The 20524-nt window shown below is 71.8% G+C and carries 17 protein-coding genes and 1 pseudogene; 9 read left to right on the forward strand and 9 right to left on the reverse strand.

What is annotated here, in order from left to right:
* Nucleotides 1–11 precede the first annotated feature (11 nt).
* Together OTB19_RS01885 and OTB19_RS01890 are read right to left on the reverse strand one after the other, a co-directional pair.
* On the reverse strand, nucleotides 12–1013 hold the full coding sequence (locus tag OTB19_RS01885) for a DNA-3-methyladenine glycosylase family protein (RefSeq protein ID WP_267796152.1): 1002 nt from the start codon (nucleotides 1011–1013) through the stop codon (nucleotides 12–14).
* Nucleotides 1014–1382: 369 nt separating this feature from the next.
* Nucleotides 1383–2810 (reverse strand): peptidoglycan recognition protein, encoded by a 1428-nt coding sequence (locus tag OTB19_RS01890; RefSeq protein ID WP_267796153.1) that lies wholly within the window; start codon nucleotides 2808–2810, stop codon nucleotides 1383–1385.
* Nucleotides 2811–2948: 138 nt separating this feature from the next.
* Here OTB19_RS01890 and OTB19_RS01895 point away from each other — a divergent pair, with 138 nt between their 5' ends.
* From OTB19_RS01895 to OTB19_RS01910, 4 genes are all read left to right on the forward strand, one after another.
* Nucleotides 2949–3698: a TIGR03089 family protein gene (locus OTB19_RS01895; RefSeq protein ID WP_267796154.1), complete on the forward strand. Its 750-nt coding sequence runs from the start codon at nucleotides 2949–2951 to the stop codon at nucleotides 3696–3698.
* A gap of 165 nt (nucleotides 3699–3863) precedes the next feature.
* The gene (locus OTB19_RS01900) at nucleotides 3864–5075 is read left to right on the forward strand and encodes an LCP family protein (RefSeq protein ID WP_267796155.1); all 1212 of its coding nucleotides are present in this window, start codon (nucleotides 3864–3866) and stop codon (nucleotides 5073–5075) included.
* Between the two features lie 222 nt (nucleotides 5076–5297).
* Entirely contained in the window at nucleotides 5298–7037 is a 1740-nt protein-coding gene (locus tag OTB19_RS01905; protein WP_267796156.1) for an LCP family protein, read from the forward strand.
* Nucleotides 7038–7193: 156 nt separating this feature from the next.
* Complete coding sequence (locus tag OTB19_RS01910; RefSeq protein ID WP_420716775.1) at nucleotides 7194–8888, forward strand: LCP family protein; 1695 nt, start codon at nucleotides 7194–7196, stop codon at nucleotides 8886–8888.
* A gap of 98 nt (nucleotides 8889–8986) precedes the next feature.
* Here the strand turns inward: OTB19_RS01910 and OTB19_RS01915 are convergent, their stop codons facing one another.
* A complete protein-coding gene (locus OTB19_RS01915) occupies nucleotides 8987–10027 on the reverse strand; it encodes a glycosyltransferase family 2 protein (protein WP_267796158.1) in 1041 nt (346 codons plus the stop codon).
* A 326-nt stretch (nucleotides 10028–10353) separates the two neighbouring features.
* Between OTB19_RS01915 and OTB19_RS01920 the strand changes: the two genes are divergently transcribed.
* The gene (locus OTB19_RS01920; RefSeq protein WP_267796159.1) at nucleotides 10354–11742 is read left to right on the forward strand and encodes an LCP family protein; all 1389 of its coding nucleotides are present in this window, start codon (nucleotides 10354–10356) and stop codon (nucleotides 11740–11742) included.
* A 78-nt stretch (nucleotides 11743–11820) separates the two neighbouring features.
* On the opposite strand, the gene OTB19_RS01925 is transcribed toward OTB19_RS01920, so the two are convergent.
* Entirely contained in the window at nucleotides 11821–12369 is a 549-nt protein-coding gene (locus OTB19_RS01925; protein ID WP_267796160.1) for an acyl-CoA thioesterase, read from the reverse strand.
* 106 nt (nucleotides 12370–12475) lie between these two features.
* Here OTB19_RS01925 and OTB19_RS01930 point away from each other — a divergent pair, with 106 nt between their 5' ends.
* Nucleotides 12476–13816: an LCP family protein gene (locus tag OTB19_RS01930; RefSeq protein ID WP_267796161.1), complete on the forward strand. Its 1341-nt coding sequence runs from the start codon at nucleotides 12476–12478 to the stop codon at nucleotides 13814–13816.
* A 74-nt stretch (nucleotides 13817–13890) separates the two neighbouring features.
* On the opposite strand, the gene OTB19_RS01935 is transcribed toward OTB19_RS01930, so the two are convergent.
* Together OTB19_RS01935 and OTB19_RS01940 are read right to left on the reverse strand one after the other, a co-directional pair.
* Nucleotides 13891–14706 carry a polyprenol monophosphomannose synthase gene (locus OTB19_RS01935; RefSeq protein WP_267796162.1) on the reverse strand — a complete coding sequence of 272 codons (816 nt, stop codon included), beginning with the start codon at nucleotides 14704–14706 and terminating at the stop codon, nucleotides 13891–13893.
* A 157-nt stretch (nucleotides 14707–14863) separates the two neighbouring features.
* Nucleotides 14864–15946: a nucleotidyltransferase family protein gene (locus OTB19_RS01940; protein WP_267796163.1), complete on the reverse strand. Its 1083-nt coding sequence runs from the start codon at nucleotides 15944–15946 to the stop codon at nucleotides 14864–14866.
* A 272-nt stretch (nucleotides 15947–16218) separates the two neighbouring features.
* Between OTB19_RS01940 and OTB19_RS01945 the strand changes: the two genes are divergently transcribed.
* Entirely contained in the window at nucleotides 16219–16458 is a 240-nt protein-coding gene (locus tag OTB19_RS01945) for a hypothetical protein (protein ID WP_420716779.1), read from the forward strand.
* A 40-nt stretch (nucleotides 16459–16498) separates the two neighbouring features.
* A pseudogene (locus OTB19_RS43360) lies at nucleotides 16499–16606 on the forward strand (hypothetical protein); the annotation flags it as partial.
* Nucleotides 16607–16729: 123 nt separating this feature from the next.
* Here OTB19_RS43360 and OTB19_RS01950 read toward each other — a convergent pair.
* On the reverse strand, nucleotides 16730–17902 hold the full coding sequence (locus OTB19_RS01950) for an acyl-CoA dehydrogenase family protein (RefSeq protein WP_031147482.1): 1173 nt from the start codon (nucleotides 17900–17902) through the stop codon (nucleotides 16730–16732).
* 238 nt (nucleotides 17903–18140) lie between these two features.
* On the opposite strand from OTB19_RS01950, the gene OTB19_RS01955 reads away from it, so the two are divergent.
* Nucleotides 18141–19481: a UDP-glucose dehydrogenase family protein gene (locus OTB19_RS01955; protein WP_267796165.1), complete on the forward strand. Its 1341-nt coding sequence runs from the start codon at nucleotides 18141–18143 to the stop codon at nucleotides 19479–19481.
* A 68-nt stretch (nucleotides 19482–19549) separates the two neighbouring features.
* Here the strand turns inward: OTB19_RS01955 and OTB19_RS01960 are convergent, their stop codons facing one another.
* Both OTB19_RS01960 and OTB19_RS01965 read right to left on the reverse strand, forming a co-directional pair.
* Complete coding sequence (locus OTB19_RS01960) at nucleotides 19550–20374, reverse strand: membrane dipeptidase (RefSeq protein WP_267796166.1); 825 nt, start codon at nucleotides 20372–20374, stop codon at nucleotides 19550–19552.
* Nucleotides 20347–20514: a hypothetical protein gene (locus tag OTB19_RS01965; RefSeq protein WP_267796167.1), complete on the reverse strand. Its 168-nt coding sequence runs from the start codon at nucleotides 20512–20514 to the stop codon at nucleotides 20347–20349. Before OTB19_RS01965 ends, OTB19_RS01960 begins: the two co-directional genes overlap by 28 nt.
* Nucleotides 20515–20524: the final 10 nt, after the last annotated feature.

Genomic DNA, 20524 nt, shown 5'->3' on the forward strand with positions numbered 1-20524 from the left:
GGGGTGTGGGGTCAGAGGCGGCCGATGTCCGTGCGCGGCATCTTCGGCGTGCGGCGGGGCGGGGTGCGGCCCGCCAGCAGGATGAGGCGGGCCGCGCGGTGGCGCTGGCCCTCGTACGGGGCGAGGAGCTCCAGCATGGCCGCGTCGTCGGCGTCCCGGTCCCCGGCGAGGGCGTACCCGACGATCCCCGGCAGGTGGAGGTCCCCGGTGGTGACCGCGTCGGCGGCGCCGTTGCTGCGCTGGAGGGTCTCGGCGGAGGTCCAGGGGCCGATGCCGGGTACGGCCTCCAGCCGTCGGGTCGCCGCGGCCAGGTCCATGGCGACGGCCTCCTCCAGCCGGTTCGCGACCCGGGCGGCGCGGACGATGGTGGCGGAACGCTTCGAGTCGACGCCGGCCGTGTGCCAGTCCCAGGACGGGATCATGGCCCAGACGCGGGCCGTCGGCATCACGTACAGGTCCGGGCGCGGGCCGGGGGCCGGTTCGCCGTGGCGGCGGACCAGCCGGCGCCAGGCGCGGTAGGCCTCGTCGGTGGTGACCTTCTGCTCCAGGACGGTCGGGATCAGCGACTCCAGGACCAGCCCGGTCCGGGTCAGGCGCAATCCGGGACGGCGGCGGTGGCTGGCGTGCACGAGCCGGTGCCGGGGCACGAAGGCGGCCGGGTCGTCGGCCGCGCCGAGGAGTTCGGGCAGCCGGTCGAGGACCCAGTCGGCGCCCGGCCCCCAGGCCTCGGCGCCGACCTTGCCGTCGGCGCCGGCGACACGGAGGGTGGCGGGCCCGTCGGGGGTCCGGCTGGTCTTCCAGACAGAGCCGTCGGGGCTGGTGCGGAAGGTGGGGTCGGCGGGGCCGCGCCGGAGGGGGCCGAGGGTGAGGCCCAGGTCGACGGGGCCCTCGGGGGCCCAGATCCGTCTCCGGGCGTCGATCGCCTCCCCCGGCGTGTGGCCCCGGCCCGCGGGCACGTCGGTGCGGCCGCCGCGGATCGCGGTGCGGGTGAGGGGGTCGAAGCGGCCGGCCATGCCTTTGAGCGTAGCCGGGTGGGGGGTGGGGCGGGGCCGGGTCGTTCGTGGGCCCCGGGACCGGCCCCGGGCCTCGGGGCGACGGTCGGCCCGCCGGGGCCGCGCGGCGCCGTGGCCCCCGGGACTGGGTCGGCCGGGGCCGCGCGGCGCCGTGGCGCGGAGCGGCCCCGGCTGCGCCGGGCTTTCGGGGCTCCGCCCCGGACCCCGCGCCTCAAACGCCGGCGGGGCTGGATTCGGCCCGGGTCCGGGGAGCACCCACCGCAGGCGGCGGTTGGATGTGGCCCGGCCCCCGGGGACCGGACCGCCGGCGGAATTGGCTGTGGACCGGCCCCGGCGAGGCTGGATAGGCCCGGGTCGGGGCCCGGTGGGTCAGCGGCCCTGGAGTTTGGCCGCGGAGGTGCGGGCCGGGGGGAGTTGGCCGTAGAGGAGGCGGCCCGGGCATTCCGTGGCGAAGCCGTCGCGGTGGCCCGAGATGACGTTGAGCTTCACGTTGCGGCCCTTGGCGTACAGGTTGCCGCCGCCCGACTTCAGGGTGGCCTTCGCCCGCGGGTCCGCCCCGAAGAGGCCCAGCTTCCAGGCCGTGAGCCGGGCGACCGCGTTGACCGAGGCGGCCGGCGGGGTCGTCGAGGTGTACGAGCCGATCACCGCGATGCCCATGCTGTCGGTGTTGAAGCCCATGGTGTGGGCCCCGAGCACCGGCTTGGCGACGCCGCCCGCCCGGCCCTCGTAGACGGTGCCGCACTTGTCGACGGCGAAGTTGTAGCCGATGTCGCGCCAGCCGCTGCTGACCACGTGGTAGCGGTACAGGCTGCGCAGGACCGCCGGGGCGTCCTTGCAGGCGTAGTTGTTGCCGGAGGCGGTGTGGTGGACGAAGGCGGCCTTGACGGTCTTGGTGTAGACGAAGCCCTTCTCGCGCAGGCCCTCGTCCGCACCCCAGCCCTTTCGGGTGACGATGCGGGGGCGCGGCCCGATGTACGGGCGCCCCGCGGCGGCGAGGGACTCGTCGGCCAGGACGGCGTCCGCGGTGGAGTCGGCCTTGTTGAGTTCGGTGATCTCGTCGGCGCCGATCGGGGCGAGCGGGACGTTGGCGGAGGAGGACTCGGCCATCTCCATCGTCATGCCGGGGAGGAGGACGAGTTCGCCCTTGTCGTCGCCCTCGGGGTCCTCGTCCGGGTCGTCGTCCTTCGGGCCGGCGTTCTTCCCGTCGATGGTGACCGGTGGCGTCTGCGCGCCCGGGTCGACGAGTTCGATCCGCATCCCGGACGGGAGGCGGGACGGGGCGCGGGTGGTGGTGGCGCCCGTCTCGGCCTGGACGCGGACCTCGATGCCGTCGGACTCGCCGACCCACAGGGGGGCGGTGCTGCCGCGCACGCGGCCGGATCCGCGTTCCACGGTGTCGGGGTCGGCGGCGTGTTCGCTGTTGTGGGTCTCGACGTCCTGCCAGTCGGACCAGGTGGACGTCTTCACGGAGCGGGTGCGGACCTGGACCCGGCCGAGGAGTTGGGTGCTCGCGTCGTCCCAGACGACGCCGACCAGCGAGAACGTCTTGACCTCCCGAGCGGTCAGGCCCCGCGCCTCGGGAAGGCGCGGCGCGGTGCTCATGCCGGGGGTGCCGGAGGTGCGGTCCGCCGTCGGTCCGAGCGGGACGAGCCGCAGTGACTGGGTGGACCCCGCGGGGTTCACGGGGGCGACCGCCACCGCGGAGGGGGTGGCCAGGGCGGGAGTGGGGAGCGCGAGCGGCATGGCCAGCGCGGCGGCCGTCGCGACGCCGATCGAGGAAGCAAGGAATGCACGCATGAAAGGATGCTCGGCGCGCGCACCGCCGGGCGCCATCGGAGAACTGACGCCCCGTCCGGTACGACGTTGATACCTCTCCCCCGTACGGGGGAGTCCGGGGCCGCCGTACGGACGAGGGCGCCGCGTACCCTGTGCCGGGTGAACGCCACTGACCGCACCCCTGCCGACCTGCTGCGATCCGCGCTCGCCGCCGATCCGGGCCGCCCGCTCGTCACCTTCTACGACGACGCCACGGGCGAGCGCGTCGAATTGTCCGTCGCCACCTTCGCCAATTGGGTGGCCAAGACCGCCAATCTGCTCCAGGGCGACCTGGGCGCGGAGCCCGGCGACCGGCTCGCGCTGCTGCTTCCCGCGCACTGGCAGGGCGCCGTGTGGTTGCTCGCCTGCGCCTCCGTCGGGGTGGTCGCGGAGGTGGGCGGGGATCCGGCCGCCGCGGACCTCGTCGTGACCGGTCCCGACACGCTGGAGGAGGCCTCCGCGTGCGGGGGCGAGCGGGTCGCGCTCGCCCTGCGTCCGCTGGGCGGCAGGTTCCCGCAGCCGCCCGCCGGGTTCGCGGACTACGCGGTGGAGGTTCCGGGGCAGGGTGACCGGTTCGCCCCGTTCCAGCCCGTGGACGCCGACGGTCCGGGGCTCGTGGTGGGCGGCGAGGAGCTCTCGTACGCGGACCTGGTCGCGCGCGCCCGCGAGGACGCGGTCAAGCTCGGCCTCGGCGAGGGTTCCCGGGTGCTGTCCGGGCTGGGGTACGACACCTGGGAGGGGTTGTCGGCCGGTCTCTTCGCGCCGCTGGCCGCCGGCGGGTCCGTGGTGCTGTGCCGGAACCTGGACCGGCTCTCGCCGGACGGGCAGGCGCAGCGGGTGGAGAGCGAGCGGGTCACCCACACCGTCTGAGTCCCCCCTCACCTGCGCCGCGTCGTGACCACATCGGGCGATTTGTCACCCACACGGCCCAGTACAAGGGGTCGCCCCCGGGCCGCCTCGGCGTCTCGGGGGCAGGATCGGCACAGGCCCATCCACCCGTGCGGCCTCCCGGTACGGCGAGGGGACGGAACGCCAGTGACGGACAGCGCAGGCATACCGGGCGGCGACGCGGCCGGGGGGCCCCGGAAGCCCCCGCACGGCCGCAGGCGCCGACTGCTGCGCCTGACCGGACTGGGCGTGGCCGTGTTGGTGCTGGCGGGGGCCGGTGGCGGCTGGTGGCTCTATCACAAGCTCGACGGGAACATCACCGAGGACACCTCCGCCGCCGCCGAGCTGGAGCGGTACGAGCGGGAGCGCCCGACGCACCTCGCGAACGGCTCCCAGAACATCCTGCTGATCGGCTCGGACTCGCGTTCCGGCAAGGGGAACGCGAAGTACGGGCCGGACCGCGGCACCCAGCGCTCGGACACCGTGATCCTGCTGCACCTGCCGGCCGACCGGAAGAGCGCGGCGGCGGTCTCGATCCCCCGGGACCTGATGACCGAGGTGCCCAGTTGCCTCAAGGCGGACGGGCAGCGCACCCGCGAACAGCTCGCGCAGTTCAACTGGGCCTTCGAGTGGGGCGGGGCCGCCTGCACGATCCGTACGGTCGAGAAGCTCACCGGGATCCGGATCGACCACCACATGGTGGTGGACTTCGTCGGCTTCAAGCGGATGGTGGACGCCGTCGGCGGGGTGGAGGTCTGCCTCGGGCGCCCGGTGAACGACACGGAGGCCAAGCTGAGGCTGCCGGCCGGCCGGAACCTGCTCCGGGGGGAGCAGGCCCTCGGTTTCGTGCGGGCCCGCCACAGCCTGGGCAACGGCAGCGACACCGACCGGATGGAGCGGCAGCAGCAGTTCCTCGGTTCGCTCGTGAACAAGGTGCAGAGCAACGGGGTGCTGCTGAACCCGACGCGGCTCTACCCGCTGCTGGACGCGGCGACCTCCTCGGTGACCACGGACCAGGGGCTCGCCTCGCTGCGGGGACTGTACGAACTCGTCCGGGGCGTAAGGAACATACCGACCGAATACATAACGTTCCTCACGGTTCCGCGCCGACCGTACCCTTCCAACCCGAACCGTGACGAACTGGTACAGCCCGAGGCCGGCCGGCTGTTCGGACAACTGCGCGCGGACAAGCCCTTGAAGGTGACTCCCCCGCCGCCGATGGAGGAGCGGGAGCGCAACGAGCGGACCTCGCACGCCCGAACGGCGTCTCCCGAACCCAGTCCCAGCGCAACCGGCACGGGCCCCGCACCCGTCCCCACCTTCACGGGAACCACCGCGGACGCGGCCGACTGCCGGTAAAGCAATCCAAAAGGCCGGTGCCGAACCTGGCCGGTTGGGCGCTTTGGGGCGTTATGGGGGGAGTGGAATTTGTCACCAGCATGGTTTGCAGTTGACCTGGCCGGATAGGGTGAGCGATCCGGTGCACCGGCCAGCAAAGAGGCCTTGCACCAGCAGCCGGACGTTGACCGTGCGCCTTGGGGGAGGCGCATCGCGAGGCACCGACGGAGGATTCGAGCAACCGTGGATGCGCAAAGCCGTGGGCGGGCAGACGAGATCGACCCCGCAGACCAGTGGGTTCTCAACCCTCGCACCGGCAACTACGAACTGCGACTGGGCGATTCCGTTGCGCAGCAACAGAAGCCGTCCGTCGCCGCCCCCCGCAGATCCCGTACCACCCGCCCCGCTCCCCCGGGAACCGGCACCCCCGCGACACCGGGAGTCCCGAAGCCGCGCCGCGGCGACGGGCCGGCCGGCGGTCGACGCGGCGGGCGCTCCCGCAAGGCCGGCGGCAGGGGCCCGAGCAAGCGCAAGAAGCGGCTCGCGATCACCGGCGGCACGCTGGCGTTCCTGCTGCTCGGCGGCTCGCTGGCGGGGTACCTCTACTACCAGCACCTGAACGGCAACATCAACGTCATCAACACCCCCGGCGCGAGTTCGGGCACCTTCAGCAAGGGCCGCGCGATCAACATCCTGGTCATCGGCACCGACAAGCGCAGCGGCGCGGGCAACGAGGGCTACGGGGACTCGGGCAGTGTCGGGCACGCCGACACCACGATCCTCTTCCACGTCTCGAAGGACCGTTCCAACGCGACGGCGTTGTCCATCCCGCGCGACCTGATCACCGACATCCCGGCGTGCAGTTCGCAGCAGCCGGACGGTTCGGTCAAGCAGGTGCCCGCCGAGAAGGGCACCCGGTTCAACACGAGCCTGGGGCAGTCGGGCCGGGACCCGGGTTGCACGATGAGCACGGTCAAGAACCTGACCGGCATCCCGGTCGACCACTTCATGATGGTCGACTTCAACGCGGTGAAGAACCTGAGCACGGCCGTCGGCGGTGTTCCGGTGTGCGTGGAGAAGGACGTCAACGACAAGGACTCCAAGCTCAACCTCAAGGCCGGCGAACACCGGTTGCAGGGCGAGCAGGCGCTGGCCTTCGTACGGACCCGGCACGCCTTCGGCAACGAGAGCGACCTGGACCGGATCCAGACGCAGCAGCAGTTCCTCGGCTCGATGATGCGCGAGATGAAGTCCAAGGAGACGCTGACCAGCCCGAAGAAGTTCTTCTCCCTCGCGGAGGCGGCCACCAAGTCGCTGAGCGTGGACCAGGGCATCGGCGGCATCAAGCAACTCACCTCGCTGGCAGGCGAGTTGAAGGACATCGAACTGCAGAACATCACCTTCACCACCTTGCCGGTGCTCGACAACCCGGCCGAGCCGGCGAACCGCAAGGCGACGGTCGTCCTCAACAACACGCTGGCCAAACCGCTGTTGGAGATGATCCGGGGCGACGTCTCCCTCACGGACGTCAAGGCGGCGAAGGCCGCGGCCGACAAGGAGGCCAAGACCAAGCAGGACGCCCAGCTCCAGGGCACCCGCTCGCCCGCCGGGGACGTCCGGGTGGACGTCTTCAACGGCGGTGGCCCCTCCGGTTCGGCCCAGACCACGCTGAACTGGCTGCAGAACAGCAAGGGCGTGAACAAGGCCGCCAACCGGGGCAACGCCCCGGCGAAGGTGGCCACGACCCAACTGGAGTACGCCCCCGACCAGGCCGACCAGGCAAGGGCGTTGGCGGACATGATGGGGTTGCCGGCCTCGGCGCTGAAGGTGGGCACGGCGGACGCCGGGGACCGGACGCCGATGAAGCTCACGCTCGGTTCGGACTTCAAGGAAGCGGGGACCCCGTTGACCGCGGCGGCGCCCCAGAAGGCACCCGAGGGTCTCCAGCGGGTGGAGGCGGACAAGGCCGTCTGCGCCAAGTAGGGCACGCGCACGCTCCGACGACCGGCCGTCGACGACGGCCGGTCGTCGACACACCGCAGCACCGACACACCATCGCCGGCGCCGCCCCACGACGGGCGGGGCCGGCGGTGGGGACCGGCAGCACACCGACCAGCAGTGATCTTTAGGGGGGTACACGTGGGGCACAGCAGCGTGCGTGGGGAGGGGGCGCCCGACCAGGCCGTCGGTGGCATACCCGACGGTGCGGGGGCCTCGGGCGGCAGCGTGCCTCCGCCCCGCTCCGGATCGGATGGTTCCAAAGGTCCGGGCCATCGGGCGACCCCTGTTCGACGGCGCAGACGGCGCGTGCTGTTCTGGGTGGCCGCGGTCCTGGCGTTCCTGATCCTCGCGGTCTCCGCGGCCGGCTACCTGTACTACCGCCACCTCGACGGCAACATCCGCAGCGGCCAGCGGCTGAGCGGCGAGAGCGGCGTCGAGAGATCCGAGGCCAACGCCGACGGACAACGCCCGCTGAACATCCTGCTCCTCGGCTCCGACAGCCGGAACAAGCCCGAGAACCTCGAACTCGGCGGCCACCGCAAAAGCGTCGGCGCTCCCCCGCTGGCCGACGTGCAGATGCTCCTGCACGTGTCCGCCGACCGGCAGAACGCCTCGGTGGTCAGTGTCCCGCGCGACACCCGGGTGGACATACCCGAGTGCACGGACCCGAAGACCGGCGAGAAGTTCAAGAAGACCAAGGCGATGATCAACGAGACCCTCGGGCGCGGGGGTCCCGGCTGCACCCTCGCCACCTGGGAGAAGCTGACCAACATCTACATCGACCACTGGATGACGATCGACTTCTCCGGTGTGGTGCAGATGGCCGACGCGATAGGCGGCGTCGAGGTCTGTGTGAAGGACAACGTCTGGGACCGGCCCCTGCCCACCGCCGAGGGCGGCTCGGGCCTCAAGCTCAAGGCCGGCAAGACCAAGGTCAAGGGCGAGCAGGCGCTCCAGTGGCTGCGCACCCGGCACGCCTTCAGCAGCGACCTCGGCCGGGCGCAGGCCCAGCACATGTACATGAACTCGATGATGCGCGAGCTGAAGGGGCAGAACGCGTTCACCGACGTCGGTCGGATCACGTCGCTGGCCGAGGCGGCGACCAAGGCGCTGGAGGTCTCCGAGGAGATCGGCTCGGTCAAGAAGCTGTACTCCCTGGCGATGCAGCTCAAGAACGTCCCGACCAACCGCATCACGATGACCACGATGCCCACGCTGCAGGACCCGCTGGACGTCGACCGGCTGGTCGTGAACCCGACGGACGCCGACAAGCTGTGGACGATGGTCCGCAAGGACGTGCCCTTCGACAAGAACGGCGCCCCGCAGGCCCCCGAGGGCGCGCAGCCCTCCGCCCCCGCGTCGGGGCAACCGGCTTCGCCGCCGGCGTCGCCGGGCCAGGAGCCCTCGAAGGCTCCGGTGACCGCGCCCGACAAGGTCAACGTGTCCGTGGTCAACGGCACGGGCGCCGGCATGCCGCTGGTCAACGGGCGGGCCGGCGCCGTCGCGCAGGCGCTCGTGGGCAAGGGCTACACCGCCGCCAAGGCGGCGTCCGGGCTCACCCCGGAGAAGGCCACCGTGATCCGCCACCCGAGTGCGGACCTGGCGGACGAGGCGCAGGCCGTCGCGGCCGCGCTGGGTGTCCCGAACACGCAGGTACAGCTGTCGGCCGAGGTGTCGCGGATCACCGTGATCGTGGGCGCCGACTGGCGCGAGGGCGCCGCGTACCCGCGGCAGGCGCCGCCGGAGGCCGGGGCGGTCCCGGAATCGGCCGAGGCGATCAACGGCTCGGACAGCGACGCCTGCATGGACGTGTACAAGCCCTACCGCTGGTGAGCCGTGCCGCCCCGCGCGAGCGGGGCGGCACGGAAAAGGGGTGACCCGGTCCGCGAGGGACCGGGTCACCCCTTTCGGGTTCCGGAGGCCGGTTCGGCTCAGACTTCCGTGGTGTCCCGGCGCACCGACGGGCGGCGGCTCGCGATGACCTTGTTCGCGAGCGCCCGCGGGCTGGTCAGGAAGCCGAAGCCCCAGCACATGTGCATGGTGGCGAGGGCGACGGGGATCTGTGCCCGGGCCTTGAGCGAGAGTCCCTTGCCCGCCGGCACGGAGCCCGCGGCGATGGCGGCGAGGTAGCCCGCCGGGACCACGAGGGCCCAGGGGGTGACGGCCACGCCGGCGACCACGCCGGCCGCGATCGCGCAGACGGCGGTCGGCGGGGCGAGGTAGCGCAGGTTGATGGAGCCCGAGTGGTAGCGGGCCACGACGTGGCGCCAGCGCCCGTAGTCCTTGTACTGCTTGGCGAGGGCCCGCACGGAGGGCCTCGGGCGGTACTGGACTTTCAGCTCGGGCGAGAACCAGATGAGCCCGCCGGCCTCGCGGATGCGGAAGTTCAGCTCCCAGTCCTGGGCGCGAATGAACTCCTCGTTGTAGCCGCCCTGCTGTTCCAGGGCCTCGCGGCGGAAGACGCCCAGGTAGACGGTCTCGGCCGGGCCGGCCTCGCCGCCCGTGTGGAAGGCTGCGTTCCCGACGCCGATCTTCGAGGTCATCGCGGCGGCGACGGCGTCCTCCCAGGCGTTCTCGCCCTCGGCGTGCATGATGCCGCCGACGTTCTGCGCGCCGGTCTCCTCCAGGAGGCGGACCGCGGTGGCGATGTAGTTCGGGGAGAGCATGCCGTGGCCGTCGACGCGCACCACGATGGGGTGGCGCGAGGCCTTGATGGCGGCGTTGAGGGCGGCGGGGGTGCGGCCGGTGGGGTTCGGGACGGTGTGTACGCGCGCTCGGGGATGGGAGGCGGTCTCGCGTACGAGCTCGGCGGCGATCTCGTCGGTGCGGTCCGTGGACGGCCCGAGCGCGATCACCACCTCCATCTCGCCTGCGTACTCCTGTCCGAGGATGTGGCGGACGGAGTCGCGCAGATGGCGCTCCTCGTTGAGCACCGGCATGATCACCGAGACTGCGGGCTGCTGGGCGGGCATGTGGTCCTTCACGGTCGGGTATCGGTGTCACGTTACCGCGTACGGGGGAACCGGGTGCGCGGCGGACGAGCGGTACGGACAGATGCTGATCGTATGGGCCTACTGTTCTGACGATCTGCCAAATCGTCCGCTCTCTCCACCTACCGGACTTTTCGCCACAGAAGCCCCAGCCGTTCCGGTCGTCCCGGTCGTCCCCCGCGGAGGTGTCCCCCGTGCCCCAGCCGCACCGTCCCACCCGTCCCGCCAGGCCACGGCAGTCGCAGCGCACGTCGCGTCGCGGTGGCGGTGGTCCGGCGCGCCGGCGGGGGGACGGGCCCCGGTGGGGCGTGCGGCTCGCGGCCGGGGTGTCGATCGTGGTGCTCGGCTCCGGGGCGGTCGGGCACGCCGTGATGACGGGCCTGGACACCGGGATCGAACGGGTCGACCCGTTCAAGGACATGAAGAACCGCCCCCAGGCCGGGCACGGGGTGAACTTCCTGCTGGTCGGCACGGACGGCCGCGAGAAGATCACCCCGCAGGAGAAGCGGGAGTACCGCCTCGGCGGCGCCCCCTGCCACTGCACCGACACGATCATGCTGGTGCACCTGTCCGCCGACCGGGAACGCGCCAGCGTGATCAGCCTCCCCCGGGACAGCTACGCCGAGGTCCCCGCCCACCGCGACCTGACCACCGGCAAGGACCACAAGGCGCACGGGGTGAAGCTCAACGCGGCCTACGCGGAGGGCGGCCCCAACCTGACCGTCCGCACCGTCGAGAACATGACCCGCGTGAAGATCGACCACTACCTGGAGGTCGACTTCACCAGCTTCATGAGGACCGTCGACGCCGTGGGCGGCGTGGACATCTGCACGGCCAAGACGATGCGCGACGCCAACACCGGCCTGGACCTGCTGCCCGGCACGCACCGGCTGACCGGCGGGCAGGCCCTGCAGTACGTGCGCTCGCGCCATGTGGACGGAGCCTCCGACCTGGGCCGGATGCAGCGCCAGCAGCGGTTCGTGGCCGCGCTGATCAAGCAGGCCACCGGCGGCGGGGTGCTGCTGAACCCGGTGAAGTTCAAGGAGGTCAGCTCGACCCTGCTGGGCTCGGTCCGGGCCGACGAGGGCTTCGGCTCGGAACAGATGCTGGCCCTCGGACAGGCGATGCGCGACTTCACGCCCTCGTCCTCGGAGTTCGCGTCGGTGCCGATCGGCGACCCCTCGTACAGCGTCAAGGGCATCGGCTCGACCGTGAAGTGGGACCGGGCCAAGGCGGCGAAGCTCTTCGACTCGGTGCGCCGGGACCAGCCGCTCCAGCCCGTCCGCCCCGGTCGCCCCGCCCGGCAGGCGGCGGTGGCGGTGGACGTGCCTCCGGCGCAGATCCGGGTCCAGGTGGAGAACGGCACCCGGATCGACGGGCTCGGCGGGCGGGTCGACGAGGGTCTGCGGGCCACCGGCTTCGACACCACCCGGACCCCCGGCAACGGCGCCAGCCGGGAGGTCAAGCGCACGGTCGTGTCGTACGACCCCCGCTGGGACCGCTCGGCCCGCACCGTGTCGGCCGCACTGCCCGGGAGCGAGCTGCGGGCGGTCGCCGGACAGGGGCGGACGGTGCTGGTGATCGCGGGCGCGGACTACAGGAAGGTGGTGCCGGTCCGGGCGCAGGACCCGTACCAGGGCGGGGCGACGGCAGTGGTCACCGGCGACCAGGTGGTGTGCGCGAAGCCCGGGCAGTAGCACCGGTGCCCGAGGTCGGGCCGCCTTGGCCGCCCGGCTCGGGTCACGCCCGGGAGTGCGCCCGGGCGGTGGCGGACGTCACTCGTCGAGACCCTCGGCGGAGCGGCGCGCGCGCAGCTCCGTGATGGCCTGCCGCCGGGCCAGCCGGTGGGTGCGCCGGATCTGCGCCTCCTGGTAGCGGCGCTCGTCCTGTTCCGTCTCCGGGAGGACCGGCGGGACGGTGCGGGGCTTGCCCTCGGCGTCGACGGCCGCGAAGACCAGGTAGGCGCTGCCGACCTGGGTGGCGGGCGTGGACTCGTTCCACCGCTCCGCGAGGACCCGTACGCCGATCTCCATGGAGGAGCGGCCGGTCCAGTTGCACTGGGCCCGTACGTGGACCAGGTCCCCCACACGGACCGGCGCGAGGAAGGCCATCTCGTCCATGGAGGCGGTCACGGCGGGACCGCCCGAGTGCCGGCCGGCCACCGCGCCGGCGGCGTCGTCGACCAGTTTCATGATCACGCCGCCGTGCACCGTGCCGAGCAGGTTAGTGTCGTTCGCGGTCATGATGTGGCTGAGGGTCGTCCGGGAGGCCGATGTGGGCTTTCCCTCAGGAGCGCTGGCCGTATCGCCCGCTGTGTCTGTCATATGGACACCTTAAAGCGGTATCGGAAGCATCAGCTCTGCAACAGCACCGGAACGAAGTGCGCCCCGGGCTGTCGGGCGACACGCCGGGGCGTGCATTCTTGTGCGCATGAATGACTGGCCAGAAGGGTGGACCGGAGACCGCGACGACCGCGGTCGCCGGGACGACGGGTACGGACGCGGCAGCGCTCAGGCGCAACCGGAAGGTCCCCAGCGGATGCGGCACGTCCAGCGGCAGCAGCCCGCTCGGCCCCAGGTGCCGCCGCCCTCGCGGCGCCCCGGCACGCCCCCGCCGCCGGCGCAGTCCCCCGCGTACGGGGTGCCCCCGCAGGCACAGAACCCGGACGGGTACGGCTACGACAGCGGCTACAACACCGGCCAGGTCTACGGCGCACCCGGGGGCGCCCCCGGCGGCGGCGACGGCCGACCCCCGGCCGGCCCCGGCCGCCCGGGCCGCTCCCCCGGCCCGGCGCCGAACCGCGCCCGACAGATCAAGATCGGCGCGATCGTGCTGGTCTCCGCGCTGCTGGTGACCGGCATCGGCACCTACTTCTGGGCCGACTCCAAGGTGCGCCGCGAGGTCGACCTGTCCAAGGTCATCGAGCGGCCCGAGGAGGGCGACTGCACGACGTACCTCATCGTCGGGTCCGACAGCCGCGAGGGCATGTCCGCCGAGGAGAAGAAGAAACTCCACACGGGCTCCGCCGAGGGCAAGCGCACGGACTCCATGATGATCCTCGCGAAGTGCTCCAGCGGGAACACGATGGTCTCCCTGCCGCGCGACTCGGACGTGGAGATCCCCTCCTTCGTCGGCTCCCAGTCCGGCAAGACGTTCAAGGGGCAGGGCCGGCGGGTCAAGCTCAACGCCGCCTACGCCGAGGACGGACCGGAACTGCTCGTGCGGACGGTGGAGTACAACACCGGTCTGCGCATCGACCACTACGCGGAGATCGGCTTCGCCGGCTTCGCGAACATCGTCGACGCGCTGGGCGGCGTGGAACTCGACATCGAGAAGGGCTTCAAGGACGAGAAGTCCGGGGCCGACTTCAAGGCGGGCAAGCAGACCCTCAACGGCGAGCAGTCCCTGGCCTTCGTCCGCACCCGGTACGCGTTCGCCGAGTCGGACCTCCAGCGGACGAAGAACCAGCAGAAGTTCCTGTCCTCGCTCGCGAGCCAGGCCGCCACTCCGAGCACGGTCCTCAACCCCTTCGAGCTGTACCCGGTGATGGGCGCCGGCCTGGACACGCTCATCGTGGACAAGGACATGTCCCTGTGGGACATGGGCCAGATGTTCTTCGCGATGAAGGGCGTCAGCGGCGGCGAGGGCGTGTCGATGAACATGCCGATCTCCGGACAGCGCGGCGGCAACCTGGTCTGGGACAAGGCCAAGGTGAAGCAGCTCGTCCAGCAGATCCAGAAGGACGAGAAGGTCACCGTCCAGTCCCGCTAGTGGCGTGACCGAGGGCGGGGGCGGGCCGTGACGGCTCCCGGGCCGCCGCCCCCGGCGCCCGCGCTCGCCGCCGGCTACTCGCCGGAACGGGCGCGGAGCACCCACGGCATGGCGATGGATTCCAGTTGGACGGCGAGGTTCATCTTGGACTCGCCGATGGTGCGGTCCTCGAAGTGGATCGGCACCTCCACCACCTGGAACCCGCGACGCAGGGCGAGGTACTTCATCTCGACCTGGAAGCTGTAGCCGGCGCTGCCGATCGACGCGAGGTCGATCGCCTTCAGCGCGTCGGCGCTCCACAGGTTGAAGCCGCCCGTGATGTCGCGGACACGGGTGCCCAGGATGGTGCTCGCGTACGCGTTGGCCCAGCGGGACAGCAGCTTGCGGTGCGCGCCCCAGGCGTCGGAGAGGCTGCCGCCGGGGACGTACCGGCTGCCGACGACCAGTCCGGCGCCGGTGGAACGGGCCACGCCCAGCAACTCGGCGATCTTGGCGGCCGGGTGCGAGCCGTCGGCGTCCATCTGGAGCACGTACGCGGCGCCCTCCTCGACGGCCCGGGTCATGCCGGCGGCGTAGGCGCGGCCGAGGCCGTCCTTCGCGGTGCGGTGCAGGACCGACATGCGGGGCTTGCCGTCCTCGGTGAGGAAGCCCTCCGTCAGCTCGTCGGCGATCCTGCCCGTGCCGTCGGGCGACGAGTCGTCGACGACCAGCAGGCGCAGGCCCGGCTGGTCGAGACCCATCAACAGCTCGACCATGCCGGGCAGGTTGCCCGCCTCGTTGTAGGTGGGCATCACCACGGTGAGCGGGGTCCGCGCCCACGCGTCGGGGAGCCGCGTGGCCGCGGCGTCGTCCGCGTCTGCCGCGCGGGAAGTCTGCTGCTCGGCCGTCACCGGGGTCGCCTCACTGGGGTTGCGTTACGGGGGTGGAGCCCTGGGGTGGGCGCGCTGGGGTGGGCGCACCGGGTTGACTCCCTGAGGTGGTCGCGCCGGGGTGGGCGCCTCGCCGGCGTCGGTCAGCCGTCAGCGGTCAGCGGTCAGCGGTCAGCGGTCAGCGGTCGGAGGAGAAGCGCACGGAGGCGGAGGGCAGTTCGGCCTCGCACCACACCCGCGCCCCCGCACGGAGTTCGTTGTCGGCCCCGACGACCGCGCCGTCTCCGACGACCGCGCCGTCCAGCACCGTGCGCGTACCGACCGAGGCTCCGGCGCCGATCAGGCTGGCACTCACGTGGGTGTCCGAACCGATGACCGCGCCGTCCATCAGGATGGAGCCGTGGACGATCGCGCCCGACGCGACACGGGCTCCGGCCCCGACGACCGTACCGCCCGACAGCTTGGCCCCGTCGGCCACCTGGGCACCCGGCAGGACGAGGGACTCGCCGCGGGGACCGGGAACGGCCGGGGAGGAGACGATGCCGCGGACGAGGTCGGCGGAGGCCTGTACGAAGGACTCGGGCTTGCCGAGGTCCAGCCAGTACGTGTCCTCGGTGACGCCGTGGAGCTTCGCCCCGGAGGTGAGCAGGCCGGGGAACGTCTCGCGCTCGACGGACACGGCGCGGTCGTCCGGAATGGTGTCGATGACACTGCGACGGAAGACGTAGCAGCCGGCGTTGATCTGGTCGGTGACGATCTCTTCGGGGGTTTCCGGCTTCTCGGTGAAGGCCAGCACCCGCCCGTCGGGGTCGGTGGGCACCAGGCCGAAGGCGCGGGGGTCCTCGACCCGCACGAGGTGCAGGGTGACGTCGGCGTCGGCCTCGCGGTGCGCGTCGACGAGGCCGGCGATGTCCAGGCCCGTCAGAATGTCGCCGTTGAAGACGAGGACGGACGTGTCCGGGCCGCCGGTGAGGCGGCGGGCGGCGTTGCGAATGGCGCCGCCGGTGCCCAGGGGCTCGTCCTCGACGACGTATTCGAGGCTGACGCCGAAGTCCGATCCGTCGCCGAAATAGGGCTCGAAGACCTCGGCGAGGTAGCAGGTGGCCATCACGATGTGGGTGACACCGGCGGCCGCGGCCCTGGCTATCTGGTGGGCGAGGAACGGGACACCCGCGGCCGGCACCATCGGTTTGGGGGTATTCACCGTCACGGGGCGCAGACGCGTCCCCTGCCCGCCAACAAGCAGGATCGCTTCCGTCATTGTGTCTCCCCAACCGATTCGGGCGTACGAGGGCACAAATTTAGCCCATCGGGGGCCTGCCGAAGGCCGGAGACGGCAGGTGGGGCCGCCTCCGGCTCAATGTCGCGCCCAGGGCAGGTGGCGGGGGCTACCCACCGGTCAGGTCGCCACCCGTGGGCCTGCCTACGGGGCAGGCCCGCACCGACCCTCTTGACGACCTCGGTTGCCGGCCGCCAGGTCGTGCAACACAGGTCGCCCCATGCTCGACGCGGGAGAGGGTGGCCGTGTCTCTGATGTTCTTCGGCAAGGACCCCGACACAGACGAAGATCACTGTCCGACCGTCTGGGTGGATCGAGAGAACGCGGATCTCGCCTTTCAAGGGTGGAGGGCGGACGACGAGACAGAGAAGGAGTGTCCGGAGGTCGGCCCGATCCCCGACACCGAGGCCGTCATTCGGATTCCGGCTCGGATGGTGGCCCAGATCAGGAAGGCGTGCGATGCCGCAGAACGCTCGGCAGCCGAGCTTCACTGAGTGCGTCCGGGACGCGGACGGCTCGGCGGTCCACCTGGAAATGCGCGACGACTACGGCGACAACGAGCGGTTCGCGGCGTGGCGAGGAGGCGAAAGGATCGACTGGGACGACAGGTCGTCGTGGTGGCGACCGTTCCACGATCAGATCGCTGCGGCGGTTGCACGCGGCCTGTCCATCCGTCGGGTCAGGATCGTCAGCGAGCCGGTGCGGGCGCCACGACGGCCCCGGCGCGAGCTGCGCCGGGGCCGTCGTGGGATGCCTCGTGGGCCGTTACGGCAGGTTGCGGGCCATGACGATGCGCTGGACCTGGTTCGTGCCTTCATAAATCTGCGTGATCTTGGCGTCGCGCATCATGCGCTCCACCGGGTAGTCACGGGTGTAGCCGTAGCCGCCGAGGAGCTGGACGGCGTCGGTCGTGACCTCCATGGCCACGTCGGAGGCGAAGCACTTGGCCGCGGCGCCGAAGAACGTCAGGTCCTCGTGGGGGCCTCCGCCGGAGACGCGCTCCGAGCGGGCGGCCGCCGAGTACGTCAGCTGGCGGGCGGCCTCGATCTTCATCGCCATGTCCGCGAGCATGAACTGCACGCCCTGGAAGTCGCCGATCGGCTTGCCGAACTGCTTGCGCTCCTGGACGTAGCCCTTGGCGTAGTCCAGGGCGCCCTGTGCGATGCCGAGCGCCTGGGCGGCGATCGTGATGCGGGTGTGGTCGAGGGTCTTCATCGCGGTGGCGAATCCGGTGCCCTCGGCGCCGATCATGCGGTCGGCGGGGATGCGCACGTTGTCGAGGTAGACCTCGCGCGTCGGGGAGCCCTTGATGCCGAGCTTCTTTTCCGGGGCGCCGAAGGAGACGCCCTCGTCGCCCTTCTCGACGACGAAGGCGCTGATGCCCTTGGAGCGCTTCTCCGGGTCGGTGACGGCCATGACCGTGTAGTACTCGGAGACGCCCGCGTTGGTGATCCAGCGCTTCACGCCGTTGAGCACCCAGAAGTCTCCGTCGCGCACGGCGCGGGTCTTCATGCCGGCGGCGTCGGAGCCCGCGTCGGGCTCGGAGAGGGCGTACGAGAACATCGCGTCGCCCTTGGCCAGCGGGCCGAGGTACTTGGCCTTGAGCTCCTCGGAACCGGAGAGGATCACCGGGAGCGAGCCGAGCTTGTTCACGGCCGGGATGAGCGAGGAGGACGCGCAGACGCGGGCCACTTCCTCGATCACGATCACGGTGGCGAGCGCGTCCGCGCCGGCGCCGCCGTAGGTCTCGGGGACGTGGACGGCGTGCAGGTCGCTGGCGACCAGGGCGTCGAGGGCCTCCTGCGGGAAGCGGGACTCCTCGTCGACCGCCGCCGCGAACGGCAGGATCTTCGCCTCGGCGAGCGAGCGGACCGACTCGCGGAGCATGTCGTGCTCCTCGGCCGGGCGGTACAGGTCGAAGTCGGCAGAACCCGCCAAGATCTCTCACTCCCCAAGGTGATGCGTGACGCATCAGTGATGCTAACTACCGTTAAGTAACCCAAATCTTAGTGTCCGGGGTCCCGGCAGCGATATGTAACGCGTACGTGAGCTGCGTGACAGCGTGCCGCGGCCGCCGGCGGCGTGCCGCACGGGCCGCGGCTCCCCGGGAGCGTCCCGGTCCGCGGGCCGGCCTATGCTCGGTGGCCGCAAAGGCCCGCCACACCTGGAGCAACGCATGCCCCTCAAGATCACTGTGATCGGCACCGGCTACCTCGGCGCCACGCATGCCGCCGCGATGGCCGAGCTGGGCTTCGAGGTCCTGGGGCTGGACGTGGTCCCGGAGAAGATCGAGATGCTCGCCTCGGGCCGTGTCCCCATGTACGAACCAGGGCTGGAGGAGCTGCTGGCCTCGCACGTGGAGGGGCTGCCGGGCTCGACGGGGCGGCTGCGTTTCACCACCTCCTGGGAGGAGGTCGGCGCGTTCGGCGACGTCCACTTCGTGTGCGTGAACACCCCGCAGAAGCACGGCGAGTACGCCTGCGACATGAGCTACGTGGACTCCGCGATGGATTCCCTGGCGCCGCACCTGACCCGGCCGGCGCTGGTGGTGGGCAAGTCCACCGTCCCGGTCGGCTCGGCCGAGCGGCTCGCGGCCCGGCTCGCGGCCGTCGCCCCGGCGGGCGAGGAGATCGAGCTGGCCTGGAACCCCGAGTTCCTGCGCGAGGGCTTCGCCGTTGGCGACACCCTGCACCCGGACCGCATCGTCATCGGCGTACAGGGCGAGCGCGCCGAGAAGCTGCTGCGCGAGGTGTACGCGACGCCCATGGCGGAGGGCACCCCGCTGGTGGTGACCGACTTCCCGACGGCCGAGCTGGTCAAGACGGCCGCGAACTCCTTCCTCGCGACGAAGATCTCCTTCATCAACGCGATGGCCGAGGTGTGCGAGGCGGCCGGTGGTGACGTGGTCAAGCTGGCGGAGGCCATCGGTTACGACGAGCGGATCGGCTCGAAGTTCCTGCGCGCGGGCATCGGCTTCGGCGGCGGCTGCCTGCCCAAGGACATCCGGGCCTTCATGGCGCGGGCGGGCGAGCTGGGCGCGGACCAGGCGCTGACCTTCCTGCGGGAGGTCGACTCCATCAACATGCGCCGGCGTGGCCACATGGTCGAACTGGCCCGGGACGCGGTGGGCGGTTCGTTCCTCGGCAAGCGGGTCGCGGTGCTGGGCGCCACGTTCAAGCCGGACTCCGACGACGTGCGCGACTCGCCCGCGCTGAACGTGGCCGGGCAGATCCACCTCCAGGGCGGTCAGGTCACCGTCTACGACCCCAAGGGCATGGACAACGCCCGCCGCGTCTTCCCCACGCTGGGCTACGCGGACTCCGCGCTCGCGGCGGCCCGGGGCGCCGAGGTCGTGCTGCACCTCACCGAGTGGCGCGAGTTCCGCGACCTCGACCCGGCGGAACTCGGCGAGGTCGTCTCCGACCGGCTGGTCCTGGACGGCCGCAACTCCCTGGACCCCGAGCGCTGGCGCGCCGCCGGCTGGACGTACCGCGCCATGGGCCGCCCCAGGGCCTGACGGCACACTCCCGGGGCGTTCTCCCCGGGCGTTCCCGGGCGCGCTCTCCGGGCTTTCCGTTCACAGCACTAGACGTTCCTGCGGTGCTGTGCGGCGCGTGAGGTGAACTCCGCGTCGCGCAGCACCCTTTTGGCGTTGCCCCAGGTCAGCAGCGACAGGTCGGTCTCCGACCAGCCCCGCTCCAGGAGTTCGGCGATCAGCCTCGGGTACCCCGAGGGGTCCGTCAGGCCCGCCGGCCGGGGGTTGCCGGGCTCGGCTCCGAAGGTGGCGCCGAGTCCGACGCCGTGCGGGCCCGCGAGCGCCCGTACGTGATCCACGTGGTCGGCCACCGCGTGCAGGGAGTCGCCCGTCCGGTTCGTGTCGAAGGTGACCATGGCCAGCCCGTCGGCCCCGCGCAGCGCGAGGAGCACCTCGTCGGTCGCGTTCTCCGGGTGCGGGTTGAGCGTCGCGGCGGCGGTGTGGGAGACGATGACCGGCGCCTTGGAGGCGGCCGTGAGTTGGCAGGCCACCGCCGGCGGGCAGCCGGTCAGGTCCACCAGCATCGCCAGCCGGTTCATCTCCCGGACCACCTCGTGGCCGAAGGCGGTGAGCCCCTCGCGGGCCCAGGGCGCTCCCGCCGGTGCGAGGATCCGTACGCCCAGCGCGTGGAAGGCGCGCAGGGTGCCGAGCCCGTCGGTCACCGCGCGTCCCGGCACGGGGCCCAGGTACGAGGCGATGCGGCCCCGGTTGCGGGCGTCGACCATGTCGTCGGCGGTCAGGGCGAGGCTCAGGCCGTCGGGGTAGCGGCGCAGGAAGGCCAGGGCGACGTCGATCTGTTCCAGGGTGTCGGACACCACCCGGTCGGGGCTCTCGGGCTCGCCCGGGGTCAGCAGCGACCAGAACTGGGCGCCCACTCCCCCGGCGCGACCCCCGCGTCGGGGGTCTCGATGTCGTGGTGCGGGCTCTGCCGCAGGGTCCAGACGAGCGTGTTGTAGCCGTCCGCGACGGGGTGCACGGCCAGGAGCGAGGCGGCCCGCTCGAGGGCGCCTGCCACCGTCGCGGGG

The sequence above is a fragment of the Streptomyces sp. H27-H5 genome, assembly GCF_026627505.1.
GTDB lineage: Bacteria > Actinomycetota > Actinomycetes > Streptomycetales > Streptomycetaceae > Streptomyces.

Bases quoted from the DNA above. Each gene is read 5' to 3' on its own strand.
- OTB19_RS01885 (WP_267796152.1), bottom strand. From the start codon at position 1,013: ATGGCCGGCCGCTTCGACCCCCTCACCCGCACCGCGATCCGCGGCGGC.
- OTB19_RS01890 (WP_267796153.1), bottom strand. From the start codon at position 2,810: ATGCGTGCATTCCTTGCTTCCTCGATCGGCGTCGCGACGGCCGCCGCG.
- OTB19_RS01915 (WP_267796158.1), bottom strand. From the start codon at position 10,027: ATGCCCGCCCAGCAGCCCGCAGTCTCGGTGATCATGCCGGTGCTCAAC.
- OTB19_RS01925 (WP_267796160.1), bottom strand. From the start codon at position 12,369: ATGACAGACACAGCGGGCGATACGGCCAGCGCTCCTGAGGGAAAGCCC.
- OTB19_RS01930 (WP_267796161.1), top strand. From the start codon at position 12,476: ATGAATGACTGGCCAGAAGGGTGGACCGGAGACCGCGACGACCGCGGT.
- OTB19_RS01940 (WP_267796163.1), bottom strand. From the start codon at position 15,946: ATGACGGAAGCGATCCTGCTTGTTGGCGGGCAGGGGACGCGTCTGCGC.
- OTB19_RS01945 (WP_420716779.1), top strand. From the start codon at position 16,219: ATGTTCTTCGGCAAGGACCCCGACACAGACGAAGATCACTGTCCGACC.
- OTB19_RS01955 (WP_267796165.1), top strand. From the start codon at position 18,141: ATGCCCCTCAAGATCACTGTGATCGGCACCGGCTACCTCGGCGCCACG.